The 14,186-nt window shown below is 60.2% G+C and carries 8 protein-coding genes; 2 read left to right on the forward strand and 6 right to left on the reverse strand.

Going from position 1 to position 14,186, the window contains the following annotated elements; genetic code table 11:
• Positions 1 to 40: 40 nt before the first annotated feature.
• From H6650_05980 to H6650_05990, 3 genes are all read right to left on the reverse strand, one after another.
• Positions 41 to 2,125, reverse strand: a complete 2,085-nt coding sequence (locus tag H6650_05980; protein MCB8951546.1) for an ABC transporter substrate-binding protein — start codon at positions 2,123 to 2,125, stop codon at positions 41 to 43.
• 236 nt (positions 2,126 to 2,361) lie between these two features.
• The gene (locus tag H6650_05985) at positions 2,362 to 3,393 is read right to left on the reverse strand and encodes a dipeptide ABC transporter ATP-binding protein (protein ID MCB8951547.1); all 1,032 of its coding nucleotides are present in this window, start codon (positions 3,391 to 3,393) and stop codon (positions 2,362 to 2,364) included.
• Positions 3,390 to 4,406, reverse strand: a complete 1,017-nt coding sequence (locus H6650_05990) for an ABC transporter ATP-binding protein (GenBank protein ID MCB8951548.1) — start codon at positions 4,404 to 4,406, stop codon at positions 3,390 to 3,392. Before H6650_05990 ends, H6650_05985 begins: the two co-directional genes overlap by 4 nt.
• Positions 4,407 to 4,921: 515 nt before the next feature.
• On the opposite strand from H6650_05990, the gene H6650_05995 reads away from it, so the two are divergent.
• Positions 4,922 to 6,376, forward strand: coding sequence for a hypothetical protein (locus tag H6650_05995; protein MCB8951549.1), 1,455 nt, complete (start codon positions 4,922 to 4,924; stop codon positions 6,374 to 6,376).
• 122 nt (positions 6,377 to 6,498) lie between these two features.
• Here H6650_05995 and H6650_06000 read toward each other — a convergent pair whose 3' ends face one another.
• Complete coding sequence (locus H6650_06000; GenBank protein ID MCB8951550.1) at positions 6,499 to 7,011, reverse strand: hypothetical protein; 513 nt, start codon at positions 7,009 to 7,011, stop codon at positions 6,499 to 6,501.
• Positions 7,012 to 7,451: 440 nt separating this feature from the next.
• On the opposite strand from H6650_06000, the gene H6650_06005 reads away from it, so the two are divergent.
• Complete coding sequence (locus H6650_06005) at positions 7,452 to 8,105, forward strand: LON peptidase substrate-binding domain-containing protein (GenBank protein MCB8951551.1); 654 nt, start codon at positions 7,452 to 7,454, stop codon at positions 8,103 to 8,105.
• Between the two features lie 61 nt (positions 8,106 to 8,166).
• Here H6650_06005 and H6650_06010 read toward each other — a convergent pair whose 3' ends face one another.
• A complete protein-coding gene (locus H6650_06010; protein MCB8951552.1) occupies positions 8,167 to 10,677 on the reverse strand; it encodes a glycoside hydrolase family 3 C-terminal domain-containing protein in 2,511 nt (836 codons plus the stop codon).
• 9 nt (positions 10,678 to 10,686) lie between these two features.
• Positions 10,687 to 14,154: a hypothetical protein gene (locus tag H6650_06015; GenBank protein ID MCB8951553.1), complete on the reverse strand. Its 3,468-nt coding sequence runs from the start codon at positions 14,152 to 14,154 to the stop codon at positions 10,687 to 10,689.
• Positions 14,155 to 14,186: the final 32 nt, after the last annotated feature.

Below are 14,186 nucleotides of genomic sequence, written 5' to 3' on the forward strand. Positions count from 1 at the left end.
CGTTTCCAGAACAGCCACTGCCTGTTCTATGTATGATGGATTATTGGGCCAGACTGAGCGCGTAGTAGTAGGGGTAGTCGAGCGACTGGCCGCTGAGGAAGAACCAGTCATGTACCCAACGCTGCTCATACCGCACGCCCGCAACCTGAGCCAGGGTGATTTGCGGGGCCTCATCGTGGAACAGTTTTTGCAGATCGTAGTAGATCTGCGCCCGTTCCGCGGGCACCGAGGTGGCTACGCCGGCGTTGACATATGCCAGGAACTGCTGACGCAGGTCTTCGGGCATCTGCTGACGGAAGGCATACGTGCCAACCGTGAACGGCTGCACCCAGTTGTGCGGGTCGTGGATGTCTTCGATCCAGCCGCTGGCGAGCATGGGAACCTGCGAAGCGCGGAAGGAGCGGAGGAAGGTAGGCCAGGGCAGACCAACGATGTCAATCTGGTAGTTGGAATTGATGGACGCCAGGCTAGCTTGCAGGATTTCTGCTGCCGTTTGGCGGGTGGTATTGCCGGTGTTGAAGGCCATTTGGAAGCGGAAGCCAACTTCGGGCAGGACGCCGTCCCAGGCTTGTTCCAGTTCCGCTGCGCATTGGTCGAGGTCGTAGGGGTACATCTCGCCGTCAGGGTTGTAGCCTAACATGCCCAGGATGATGGGGCCGTTGTTGCGTACGCCTTCGCCGTTCAATGCTTCAGAGATGTAGGTGTCGTAGTCGAAGCAGTAGTTCATGGCGCGACGAACGTGGATGTCGGTGAAGAAGTCCGGCGGGATGCCGTTGCCGTCCAGTTGACCACTGCCGATGTACGGGGAGTCGGGCGGAATGTTGAAGGTCATGAAGACGTCGGTGCGGGAGGGAGTGGGCAGGCCGCCCCATTTGCGCAGCGGCCCGTTGGGGTTGTCGGCGTTGGGGGTGCAGGACATGGTTGCGTAGTCGCAGAATTCGCCGACAAAGGCGTCTGCCTGGGGACGGTTGGCGACGGGGACGTCTACGTATTCAGCGTCGCCCGCTTGCAGGATGGCAAAGCGCGTGCCCCATTCGGTGACGATCTGGTTGACGATGGTCTTGATGGCGGGTGTGCCGGAGGGGCCGCCCTCCCACATGGCATCGCCCTCGGCGCGCCAGTAGTTGGGGTTGGCCACCAGGACCCAGCCCTCGCCGGGGGTCCAGCTATCGAGCATGTAGGGGCCGGTGCCGTTGATGATGGTGGAGAGTTCGTCTTCGGCGGAACCGGGAGCGTAGTAGTTCTGCCAGGTGTCGCAGCTACCATCCCAGGCGCCGTTTTCCATGGCCCATTCTTTGTCCATGACGGAACCCCAGGATTGGGCGATGGTAGCGAGGAAGGGTCCCCAGGGTTGGGCGAGGTTGATGGTGAGCGTGCCGGCATCGTCGTCGGCCACAATCGCTGCCTGCACCTTGGTACAAACAGCCGTCAACTCTTCCGCCGTTGCATTCGCCAGCAGACCTCCAGGGTCGCCGGCGTATGCGCCGTCACCGATCTCTTCGGTCACGTCGCCAGAGGAGTAGCCCAGAATGGGTTCCAGCATCAGCCACTGCGGACCATCGGGGTCGGATTGCAGCAGCCCGCGCTGGAACGTGTAGGCCGCGTCGCTGGCGGTCAGGTCATTACCATTATGGAAGGTGACGCCTGAACGGATGTTGAACGTATAGGTGAGACCATCGGCGGAGATGCCGCCATTTTCTTCCGATGGAACCTCGAGCGCCAACAGGGGAATGAAGCTGTTAGGATCCGTATAATTGTAGTAAATCAACGGTTCCATGACGTTACGCAGCAGACCGCCGCTCGCCGTGTCATACGCCAGGTTGGGGTCCATCGTATCCAGGTCGCCGAAGACGATCTGGGTATATGTGGTTGGGTCTGGGGCCATCATGTCGGCCGGTCCCATGCTGCTATCTTCCTGGCCGGACGGCACTTCCACGGTTTCCACGACTGTTTGCGTTTCCACGACGACGCGCGTAACTTCCACCTGTTCGCCGGCTACTTCGATCTGTTCCGTAACCACGCGCGTGACTTCTTTTTCCACTACTTGTGGCTGGCAGGCAACCACAAGGACAGTGAGAATCGCGGCCAGGATTAACAACAGGCCAATCTTTCTTTTCTGCAACATTAGGATCTCCTCCTAGTTGAAATTGAGATGAAGATGGCGGATAAAATGGGCTGTGGTGGCCTCAATGGCTTTTCTTCGTCTTCTTCATCCAGAGATGTGCGCCGCTTCAATTGAATGGCGCCGCGATATTGAGAAATCTCTTGCTGTTTTCTTGTTCGGGAAGACATCACCTCCTGGAGAACTATGAACAGTTGTCTATAAGTAGGTCGTTGTTGAGCTTCCTAAAAGGAGTGGTTTCAGAGAAATTTCTCGGCGTGGTGGCAGGCGACGCGGTGAGGATGGGCGTCTGTGCCCATATTGCGGAATTCGGGGTCTTGTTGCCGGCATATATCCGTCGCATAGTGGCAGCGTGTGTGGAAACGGCACGCCTGGGGTGGATTGGCCGGATTAGGCACATCACCCTCCAGAATGATTCGCTTCCGCTGCGCCTCCTCCGCCGGATCAGGTACCGGAATGGCTGAAAGCAAAGCCTGTGTATAGGGATGCAGCGGATGATCATACACGGTATCTCGCTCACCCATCTCCACGATACGGCCCAGATACATCACCGCCACCCGGTCGCTGATGTAGCGCACCATCGACAGGTCGTGAGCAATAAAAAGATACGTCAGCCCCAGGTCCGCCTTCAAATCATCAAGGAGATTGACCACCTGCGCCTGAATCGAGACATCCAGCGCGGAAATCGGCTCATCGGCAACGATGAATGACGGATTTGTGGACAGCGCCCGCGCGATGCCGATGCGCTGCCGCTGCCCGCCGGAAAACTCGTGTGGATACCGCTGAATGAAATACGGGTTCATCCCTACCAATCGCAGCAGTTCCTTCACCCGTTCTTTGCGTTCACCGCTATTCCCCATATTTTGGATTTGCAGCGGTTCGCCAATAATGTTTCCCACCGTCATGCGCGGATTCAGCGAGGAATAGGGGTCCTGGAAAATCATCTGCATATGCCGGCGCAGTTGACGCAGTTCCTCATGCCGCATCGAGGTCAGGTCCTTCCCTTCCCAATAGACCTTGCCCGCCGTTGGTTTTAGAAGCTGCAATATGGCCCGCCCGGCTGTAGACTTGCCACAGCCGCTTTCCCCCACCAGGCCCAATGTTTCGCCCCGCTTGATTTCAAACGTGACGCCATCAACGGCCTGCACCGCGCCCACCTGGCGGCGCAAGACGCCGCGACGGATAGGAAAGTGCATCTTCAGGTCACGAACCTGGATCAGGACGTCGTCGCCTGCCGCTGCGGGCGCGGCACTTGGCAATTCTTGGTTCATGCTTTTTCTCCTACCGTCAGAGCAATGCGCAGCCCGTCGTACACTTCCTGCGCGCGCCAGCAGGCCGACAAATGCTTTGGCGTGACGGCGCGCAACGAGGGGTTTTCTTCCCAGCAGCGGTCAATGGCGTAACGGCAGCGGGGAGCAAAGGGGCAAGACGTTGCCTCTTGCATCAGGTCGGGCGGCAATCCTTCAATGGGGACCAGTCGCTTTCTTTGCGCTGCCGTGACTTTGGGGAGCGACTCCAGCAAGCCCAGGGTGTAAGGGTGGCTCGGTTTCTCGTACAGATCACGCACGGGAGCCGTTTCCACCAGGAACCCGCCGTACATAACGGCCACCTTTTCCACCAGCCCGGCCACCACGCCCAGATCGTGGGTGATCCAGATGATGGCCATGCCCAACTGTTCCTTCAGTCGCGTGACAAGATCGGCGATTTGCGCCTGGATAGTCACGTCCAGGGCGGTCGTTGGCTCATCGGCAATGAGGAGGTCTGGGCTGCAAGAGAGGGCCATGGCAATGCCGATACGTTGCCGCTGCCCGCCGGAAAACTGGTGTGGATAATCTTTGAGGCGATCCGCGGCGTTGGGGATGCCTACCAGGGAAAGCAACTCCGTGGCGCGCTTGTTCGCCTGCTCCTGGGAGAGATCCAGGTGGCGTATGAGCGCCTCCGTCATTTGCATGCCAACGGTTAGCACCGGATTGAGCGAGGTCATGGGGTCTTGAAAAACCATGGCGACTTCACGCCCGCGCACGCGCGTCATTTCCTCGTTGGAGAGGTTGAGTACGTTGCGTCCGTTTAGAATGACTTCGCCCGCGGTGATGCGGCCAGGGGGAATGGGAATGAGCCGCATAATGGACAACATACTGACTGACTTGCCCGATCCACTCTCCCCGACGATGCCCATGGACTCCCCTTCGTCAAGCGTAAAGGAAATACCATTTACCGCGTGGACAATCCCTTCTTCTGTGATGAATCGGGTTTCCAGATTGCGAACCTCAAGTACATGAGTCATTTCATTGACGCTTCCTTTCTCAACAGTATTCTGCTCCCTAAACTATTAGACGCGCTATGAGGCAGATTATAACGAGGTTTGCCAAGATACGCACCTAACTTTGTGCCCAGGCCAGCAATTCTCTTTTGGCGCATGAAGTTAGGGGTGGAATAGGTGGGGCATCCTCTTGCCAACGACTAACGGGCTGCTGCCCGTATGTCTTGCCCCATTGTCCCCGATAAGAAGGGCGACGACGCGGAGAAGAGACCGCTTTTTTGGCGCCACAGGATTCTGCGCCGTCCCCACCTTATGCTCAATCATTCCAGATTGAGAATCGCGGGCACGAAGGCGGTAAAAAGGGGTGGCTGGCGACGGACGCACGGGCAGGGACGTGTGGATTGCGCGGAAATTGCCTGAGGCAGAGAATGCGTTACTATTGCCCCAGTGATTCCTGGAGATAACGCCAGGTGATGTCTGACCGGCATGACCGGCGGAAGAGCCGGTTGCGCCGGCGCTGTTTCCCAAACGGGGCCATTATGAGAGATTTACAACGACGAACAGGGATATTTACGTTCACGCTCTTGGCATCTTTGCTTTTCACGGGCATGGTTATGGGGGGGATGCGTCCGCGTGCGTCGGCGGCGGTGCAAACGGACCTTTCCGCTCTCTTTGCCGTACCGACGGGGGAGGAGATGGCGACCGTGCGCGCTGATTGGGTCGGGCGCCAACCCGTGTTGAGCGCCTGGACTGAGGTCACTTCGGGCACGGTGTTGGGGCATCAGATGATGATTGTTTCGCAACGCATCGACGGCGAATTGCATTACGGGGCAGTCCGTTTTCCCATTGGCTACGATCCTGCTCGCGCATATCCGGTGCTGATTTATAACCACAAGGGAAACTATCTGTTTCTCGAAGCGGAGCTGGCGACATTGGATGCGGTTATTGCCGGCAACTGCCCCATCAACGAATTCATCTACGTTATGCCCTCCTTTCGCGGCGAATACATCTACTCCAGCCAGTTGGGGGGCACATATACCTCGCAAGGGGAGCAGAGCCGTCTCAACTATGATGTTGACGACAGCATGGCCTTGCTGACGGACGTGCTGGCGCACATTCCCGCTGCCGATCCGGCGCGTGTGGTTTCCCTGGGCGTCAGCCGCGGGGCGGGCGTTTCGTTGCTGCAAGGTGCGCGCGATGGGCGGGTGCGGCGGTTGGTTGACTATTTTGGCCCGGCGGACCTATTTTTGCCCTCGTTGCAGGCGGACGCGACCTATTGGGTGGACCACAACGCGCCGCCTCCCGACGCGGCCAACGACGTGGTGTTGGAACGGGTGATGGAGATTGTGTGGCCTTATGTGAATGGCAGCGCCACGCTGGCGGAGAGTCGCCAACTGTTACTACAGAGTTCGGCCGTTTACTTTGTTGGTGACATGCCCCCGTTGCAAATACATCATGGGACGGCGGACGAAGCTGTGCCTATTGCGCATAGTTATAGCCTGGTGGGAAAGCTGGAGGCGTTGGGGGCGGAGGCGCCACCGTACACCTATTACGTGTACGTCGGGGGCGACCATAATATCGTGGATTTGTCGGGGAGTGGGGAGCGAGTGGTTTCGTTTGTATGTGAGTTGATTCCATCGACGGTGGCGGCGGCGGTGCGCAGCACACCGGTGCCGGTGGCGGCGGGTGATCCGCTGACCCTGATGGCGGTGGTGACGAATACGAATCAGGTGAGTCTGACGGCGGTGGTGACGGTGGAAGTGCCGGCATCCGTCATCCCCCCCACACCCGTCAACTGGCAAATCACCATCCCCGCGAACGAGACATGGACCGGAAGCGTCACCGTGCAGACCGCCCCCGATTATCTTGGCCCCCTGACGACACACCTCGTCGTCGTTACCCGCGAAGGACCGACGGCGGAGGCCGATGACGAGAACGAAGCCCTTCCCTTTGTCATGCGCACCATCTTTTTGCCGCTGGTGCGCCGTCCCTGAGCCATTGCCCTGAATAAGCGCGCGGACGAGCGCGGAAACACGCGGATTCAGGGGAGTCCGCGAAATCCGCGCTCGTGTCTATGCCTTGTGGCCTGGTGCGCGCCCGGTGGAAAAATACGTGGCTATTGCGTTGGCCGCGGGCGTGGGCGCAGAAGCAGGTACAGTCCGATGAGAATGAGGATGGCGGGGCCGACATACGCCAGGGAGGCGAGGACATCGTCAAAGATGCCGCCATAGAGGATGGCGAAGCCGACGATGCCCAGGATGACGCCGGGGATAAGCGGCCACCAGTGAACTTTCTCGGAAACAAAAACCGAGAGGATGGTGATCAGGACCCAGCCGAGGGCGAAGGCGAGCAGGAATACGCCGCCTTCGTCTACGTCGGCGGGAAGCTGCCACGGACCGGCGATGAGCAGAGTTCCGATGCCCAGCCCGGCGAGGATGCCGCCGGGGATGATGGGACCGATTTGCCGCGCCACCAGTCCCCAAACGAGGAAGATGATGGCTAATGCCGGCAAAACATACACCCCCACGCTCTCCATATCCACAAACTGCATGACGAGGGCCACCAGACCGATTACGATCAAGACAATGCCCCCAACCAATTGGTCACGTGTAAGTCTTCGGGTTGTCATTTGCTTGCTCCTTTTGGCGAGAGACGCCACTAACCCTGCATATATCATAGGCAAAACGTGCCGGGAAGGGACGTGACGAAAATCACCACCGGCTTGCGAGTTTGTCATCAGGCAGTAGAATCCAATGCAGGGGCATGATGGTGGCGACTGTCCACAATCACCTTTCCGGAGCAACTACTAACACGCTCTGGAGATTGGACCCATTTCAGCAGATGAAGTCGGTCCAATCTGGCTTAGGAACGGAAATTAAAGAAGACAACGAAGTTGTTTCCTTGCCGTTCCGGCAAACTGACGATGCAAGTCCGTACTTTATTTCATCGTCACGCCTTAGCCGTTATTTTCCGGAAAATGATGAGACGTCTTGTGCTTGAGATCGCGCTTCCGGGAAGATACGGATAGCGTTCCTTACTGGCTTGTGCCGGCATTCTTGTGAAACACCCATGTACGAAATTCCCCTGTTCCCCTTAAAGACCGTCCTCTTCCCCGGTATGCCGTTGTCGCTCCATATTTTTGAAGAGCGTTATAAGCAGATGATGCGCCAATGCTTACAGGAGCATATCCCATTTGGCGTGGTCCTCATTCAACACGGAGAAGAAGTGGGCGCGCCCGCACAGCCACACGTGGTTGGCTGCACGGCGCGGGTGACGCATGTGCAGCCGCTGGAAGATGGGCGCATGAATTTGCTGGCCGTGGGGCAGGATCGCTTCCGCATTCTTTCGCTGAAGCACGACAAGCCGTTTTTGGTGGGGGTGGTGGAGATTCTCCCGCTGCAAGTGGGGGACCGGGCGGTGCTGGCGGCGGAGGCGATGCGGCTGCGCCCGTTGGTGGAGCGGTATCTGGGGATTTTGGCGCAGGCCAATCAGATTGCGTATAGCGCGGACCAACTTCCTGACGAGGCGGAGAAGTTTGCTTTTCTGGCGGCGGCATTGCTGCAAATGCCGGCAGCCAAAAAACAAGCCCTCCTCCATTTCGACAGCGACGCCAAGCTCTTGTCCGCCCTACGCGCCTGCTACCTGGAGGAACTGGCCGTCCTCAAGGCATTGCTCAAACCACAGGCCAACGACCTGGAAACAGGCCCTTTCTCCCTCAACTAGCCCCTAACCTGGCCCTCTCTATGTTCCCCGAAAAGAGTTGGCGGAATCGGTGGGGATAGTCTCATCCATGATGTCGCCCTGCGGGTTGTGGTGAATTCTTCCACACAATGCTTTCGCGTAGACGAATATCGCGGGACGAACTGCCGACCAGCAACTCAAACTCGCCCGCCTCAACGGTCCAGCAGTGGGTGGCCGTGTCATAGAAAGCCAGCGCCGCCTGGTCCAGCAGCAGCGTGACCGTCCGCGTTTCGCCGGGTAGCAAATGCACTTTGGCAAAAGCCTTCAACTCTTGCGGCGGGCGGGCGACGCGGGCCGCCACGTCGCGCACATAAAGCTGCACCACTTCCTGGCCGGGAACGTTGCCGGCATTTGTGACATCAACCTGCACCTCAATCCCGTCTCCGGGGCCAAATTCCGCGCCATTTAGCCGCAAATTGCTGAAGGCAAACGAGGTGTAGGACAGGCCGTGGCCGAAGGGAAACAGCGGCTCCATCTTCTTCTTATCGTAGTAGCGGTAGCCCACAAAAATCCCCTCCCCATACACCACTTTGCCGTTTTCGCCGGGGTAGTTCAGGTACGCCGGATTGTCTTCCAGAGCGCGGGGAAACGTGATCGGCAGCTTGCCCGAGGGCGACACGTCGCCGAACAACACATCGGCCAGCGCGTGCCCGGCATCTTGCCCGCCATACCACTGCTGCACAACGGCGGGAACGGCGTCCACCCACGGCATCTCCACGGGCGACCCCACGTTGAGGACGACCACCGTACGCGGATTGGCGGCGGCGACACGCCGGATTAGCTCGTCTTGCTGCCGCGCCAGGGTCATATCCGCGCGGTCGAATCCCTCGCTTTCCCATTCCCGCGTTAGCCCGGCGACCACGATGGCTGTATCCGCGCGCGCCGCCAGGTCCACGGCGGCCTGGATGGGGTCGTCGGGCATGGGGGGGGCGCAGCCCAGCCGCAGCGTGCGCCACGGAATGGTGGGCGCGGTGATGTACTCAACCTGCAGCGCGACCGGCTTGTCCGGCGAGAGTTCGAGGGCAACGGTTGTTTGCAGATCGCGCTCTCCCTCCTGGCGGTGATCGATAACGACGACTCCGTCCAGCAGTAGCCGCGCCTGTCCGATACTCCAGAGATGCAGATGGTAAATGCCGGCACGCGGCACCGTCAAAACGCCGTCCAATCGCAGCGAAAAATGGGCCGGGTCCACATACGGATTGACCGTCCCAAACCAGGTGAGATGGCTCTTGCGCGCCGTCTCTTGCACGGCGGGGTCGCCGCTCAGGTCGAGATTGTGATAATACGAGAGCGTCAGGCCGTGGTCGGCCCCATCCGGGGTCGTGAGCCAGGCGGCATCAAGCAGCGGTGGCATCCGATGAATGGGCGTACCCAATTCGTACGCAATGGTCACGTCGCCGGCGGCACGCGCCCGCAGCCCCTCCAGCGGCGAAACGGCGTAATGGGCATTCACCTGGGAGCTGCCGCCGCCCATGATGTTGGCCCAGAAGGCGTTTTCGCCGATGACGGCAATGGTCTGGGGTTGCGTCGGGTGCAGTGGAAGCAGATCGTTGTCGTTTTTGAGCAGGACGATGGCTTCCGTGGCCGCTTTGCGCGTCAGATCGGGTGGAGGAGGAGATGATGGGGGGGTGTTTTGTGCCGGCATGATGCCCGGCATGATGCCCGGCATGATGCCCGGCATGATGCCCGGCATGATGCCCACCCGCGCCAGCAATCGCAACAAGCGACGTACCTTGTCATCGACCGCCGCTTCCGCCAACGTCCCCGCTTCAACGTCCGCCACAATCGCCTCCGCCGTCATCCAGCGCGCCGGACCGGGCATTTCCACGTCCAGGCCGCCGCGGCGCACGCCCTCGCTGTAGGTTCCGTACCAGTCGGAAACGACCAGCCCATCATACCCCCACTTTCCTTTTAGCACCTCGTCCAACAGCCCGTGTTCGCTGGCATGAACGCCATTGATGCGATTGTAGGCGCTCATGATGGCCCAGGGATTGGCCTTTTGCAGCGCGATGCGGAACGGCTCCAGGTAAATCTCGTGCAGCGGTCGTTCCGCCACCTGCGCGCTGATCGAAAACCGCTCAAATTCCTGATCGTTGCAGACAAAATGCTTGATACAGGCGGCCACCCCCCGGCTTTGCAGGCCATTGATGTAGGCCGCGGCCATCGTGCCGCTGAGGTAGGGGTCTTCGGCAAAGCATTCAAAGTTGCGCCCGGCGATGGGCGTGCGCGGGATGTTCACCGTGGGGGCCAGCAGCACGTTTGCCCGGCGGCGGCGAGCTTCCTCGGCCAGGGCCGCGCCCACCTGGGTGATCAGGTCGGGATTCCAGGTGGCGCCCAGGGCCACGCCCACAGGGAAGCAGACGGACGTGTCCCCCAGATTGTCGTCGGTTCCGCGCACGCCGTTGGGGCCGTCGCTCATGCGCGCGGCGGGGATGCCCGATTCGGGCAGGGCAACGGTGTGCCACATGTCGGCTCCGGCGAGGAGGGCGGCTTTTTGCGCCAGGGTGAGTTGTGTCAGCAGGCTATCGAGGTGTTGTGCTATGGTTGGGTTCATGGGGGATTGTCATAATGTGACCACGACTTGCAGCCGTACGATCTGACCGTCGCGGTGGAAAATGTGTTGGCTGATGGTTGGGTCCAGGCTTTGGCCGGGGATGGTTGTGGATTGGCCGTTGGCATAGGTGATGGTGATTTGGGGGTGTGTGCCGGCATCATAAATCACCGGCGTCTGGCAAAATGTGAAGGCAAGGGAGCCAACGGGCAGGGGGAATGTCTGCTGTTTCCCGTGGACATCGACGTAGGTGAAGGGGGTGGATGCCGGCAGGAACTCCTCTTCTCGGAGCAGCGTGGGCGCAAAGTGCAGCGCCCCCTGGCGCACAAACACGCCCAACTCGCCCCACCGGGTCAGGATTTCCTCCTTGACCTGGCCGGTCATGCCGGGCTGACGCGCGCCCGCGCCCGCCGGGGTGTGCGAGTAGGGATCGGTGGGGAAAGCGCCGTAGGCGGCAGGCGATTTGTTGAAGCCCAACCCCTGGCGTATGTCGGTGTAGGCGTGGGCGAGGGCCTGGATAATGCCGGCATCTTCTCCCCCATCCACCGCCGCCAGATAATTCTCCTGCACCGCCAAAAGCAGCTTCGCCACCATGTGCCAGTAAATGCTGCCCAGCCCCTCGTAGGCGAAAAACGTGCCGGAGCGACCGGTAAAAGCGTGGTGATTAAACGTGGCCTCAAACAAGTCCAGAATAAACGCGCGTTCGGCGGACACGAGATCGGCGTAGGCGGATTCCCGCGCCAGATTGTCCAGCGCATGGACCACCTGGGAAGCGTTGCGGAACGCGCCGTTGAAATGGTACGCGCCGTTTTCGTCGCGGATCAGCAGGCGGTGGTCCCCGTTGGCCGTTAATGCCCGCACCAGCGCCGAATCCGCCACTTGCGCCGCGGCAATGTTGTTTTTCTGGCGGAAACCGGGCAGGGTGCGGTGCGGATAGAGCAGGTAACTGTGCTGGTCGGCGCGATAGAGGTCGCTGTGGCGCAGGCTGTGCAGCAATGTGACCACCTCGGCGGCGGGCAGCAGGCCGGCGGAAAGAATGGCGACCTGCCCTTCCAGCATGGGGTACAGATGCCCTACGCGGACTTCGTTGCCTTCGAGCCGCAGAATGTTGTAGGCGTGGTAGAGGTTGTCCGGGCGGCGATTGGCGCGCAGGGTGTGTTCAATGTAGGTTTGCGCCAGGGAGAGGAAGTTTGCCAGGGTGGATGCCGGCAATTTCCGTTGGCTGGCGGGTGGTCCCTGGGCATAAATGGTGGCGCGATAGGCCGTGGCCGCCGCTCCCAACTCGTCCATCATCCCCCGCCGCGCCGTGCCGTCGAAGCCGGTTGCCAGGCAGGGCTGGTAGGCGGCAAAAGTAGCCTGCACGCGGGCGAAGAGGTCGGCCACCGCGCTGTTCACGGCAAATGCTTCGTCCGCGCCGGCGCGCAACTGCGTTTGCCAGAAGGCAATGAAGCGGCGCAAATAGGCGGTGGTGACGACGGAAAGCCCTTTGCCCACGAGGGCGTTGTTGGCGTCGTTCCACTCCGGGCGCTGCGTGTTCATCCAGATGCCGCCTTCGGGAACGAGGTTGGTGAGCTTGGCGAGCAGCAGGACGAGTAGTTTTTCCGCCAGGGTGACGTGCATGATGTTGCCGGCATCATCCCGATGCAGGCGGGCGTCTGTACCCAAGTCGGCCACGGCGGCTTCGATTTGCCGCTCGCTCTCCTCGTCGAAGACAATGGTGTTGTACCAGTCGGCCAACATTGCCTGGTAGGGGCGCAGGCGGTAGGGAACGTTGGCGTAGGCGAAGATGGGGCGGTTCCAAAGGCCGGCCAGCGCGCCCGGTCGCACCTGTTCGGCGATTTCCAGCAGTTTTTGCAGATAGATGATCTGGTGATCGCTCCAGTAGCCGATGTTGGCCCATGGGTTGTCGGGTTCGGGGCTTTCCCACTCAATGCCGGCACGGGTGATCCGGTACGGATTGTAGCCATCGGCGGTGGTGGCGTTCAGGAACTTGGCGATGATGCCTTCCAGATACGCCGGAAATGAAAGGGCCAATGGTTCCCAGTTCTGGAAAATATCGCGCCAGTTGCCCTGGTAATCCAGGTGCGGGGAGCCGTCCGCCTTTTTGAGATTGATGGAGAAGTGGTTCCACGGGCGGCTGGGGTCGCCGTGTCGGCGGCTGAAGGTGAGGGGCAGGTATTCGTAGGACAGGCGCAACAGGTCGGGGGCGTTGCTGGCGGCGGCGCTTTCGTGGAGTTCGTGGATGGTCATTTGTGCCGGCAAATCCGCGAACCACCGCCCATATCGATCCAACACCGCCCGATTCCGCACCCGCGCGAAATCCAGCCAATCCGCCCGCTCAATCTGGTAGCCGTGCGCAAAAATCCCCCCGCGCATCACATTGAACAGCACGTTGGCGAAGTGGTGCGCCGTAGTCGTTTGCCGCGCCGAAACTTGCAGCCCATCGGCGGCGGCCACGTAGCGAACCAGGCCCTGCGTTCCCCGGGCAATATCCGCTTCGACTTCCTTTTCCACGGATGCCGCGTCCTGTCGCAGCAGGCGTTCCAGCCGCACCAGGGCCGCGCTATCCAGATTCACGTCGGCGGCCATGTGCCATCGCTGCTCCTGGCGCGGGTCCAGCGTCAAGGGGGCATAGACGAAGTAAGCGCCCGCTTTGCCGCACAGATCTTGCTCCGGCGTCAGCGGGCGACCCTGGCGAAAGGCATCGAGCTGCTCGTCGCAGAGCAGGTGGCAGCGGGCGTCCAGGCCGATCTGCCAGACTGCCGACGCTTTCAGCGATTCGCTCGGTTCCGCATGGTCGGTGAGGGTGGCGCTGAGGGCAAAGATGCCTAATCCGGTGGCCGGGTCCAACTCATTCCGCTTGTAAGCGTGCAACAGGCTGCTCAAAGAAGTTTGCAGCGCCGCCGTTGCCCCATAGGGCAGGACGTTGCGCAACCCGTCGAGGAGATCAACGTGACAGGCGTCGTCTCCGTCGTTCCGCAGCCATCCGCTCTTGATAAAGCCAAAACGGTCGCCGGTGCGCCAGGCGATCCGTAAGGTAAGGCGGAGGTCGTGGTTGATCTCCTCGAAGATGAGTTTGTCGCCGTAGATGTTTTTGTAGAGGTGGCGTTCGCTGCGATAAACGCCGTCGTATCGCCGCGAGAATGGTTCCCAGAGATACGTGCGTCCCTGGCGCGTGACGCGCAGCACGCTTTTGCCGCCGGTCTGTTCGGCGTGCGCGGCGAGTTTGTCTTCCGTCTCGTAGGGGAATAGGGCGAAGTCGGCGTTGATGCGCCCGGCGGTCATGCCGCCGTTGCTGGCGATAAACAGCCAGTGGTCCGTATTGCTGACCAGGTTCATCAGGAAAGGGGGCATCTGGTCGTAATGACGGATGCGGTAGTACGTTTCGTTGAGGAAGGTGACGTACTCGCCTGTGCCGGCATATGTCTGTGTATGTAAGCGGGTTTTTCCCGCATAGAGTTCACCCTGAGGAGTCGTCATGGTTATCCAGAATGCAGGTTTGCCTGATTTGT

Source organism: Ardenticatenales bacterium, from assembly GCA_020634515.1.
Classification (GTDB): Bacteria; Chloroflexota; Anaerolineae; order Promineifilales; family Promineifilaceae; genus JAGVTM01.

What these genes read in the sequence shown, in the direction of transcription:
- H6650_05980 (MCB8951546.1), bottom strand. Translation starts at nt 2,125, where the DNA reads ATGTTGCAGAAAAGAAAGATTGGCCTGTTGTTAATCCTGGCCGCGATT.
- H6650_05985 (MCB8951547.1), bottom strand. Translation starts at nt 3,393, where the DNA reads ATGAACCAAGAATTGCCAAGTGCCGCGCCCGCAGCGGCAGGCGACGAC.
- H6650_05990 (MCB8951548.1), bottom strand. Translation starts at nt 4,406, where the DNA reads ATGACTCATGTACTTGAGGTTCGCAATCTGGAAACCCGATTCATCACA.
- H6650_05995 (MCB8951549.1), top strand. Translation starts at nt 4,922, where the DNA reads ATGAGAGATTTACAACGACGAACAGGGATATTTACGTTCACGCTCTTG.
- H6650_06000 (MCB8951550.1), bottom strand. Translation starts at nt 7,011, where the DNA reads ATGACAACCCGAAGACTTACACGTGACCAATTGGTTGGGGGCATTGTC.
- H6650_06005 (MCB8951551.1), top strand. Translation starts at nt 7,452, where the DNA reads ATGTACGAAATTCCCCTGTTCCCCTTAAAGACCGTCCTCTTCCCCGGT.
- H6650_06010 (MCB8951552.1), bottom strand. Translation starts at nt 10,677, where the DNA reads ATGAACCCAACCATAGCACAACACCTCGATAGCCTGCTGACACAACTC.
- H6650_06015 (MCB8951553.1), bottom strand. Translation starts at nt 14,154, where the DNA reads ATGACGACTCCTCAGGGTGAACTCTATGCGGGAAAAACCCGCTTACAT.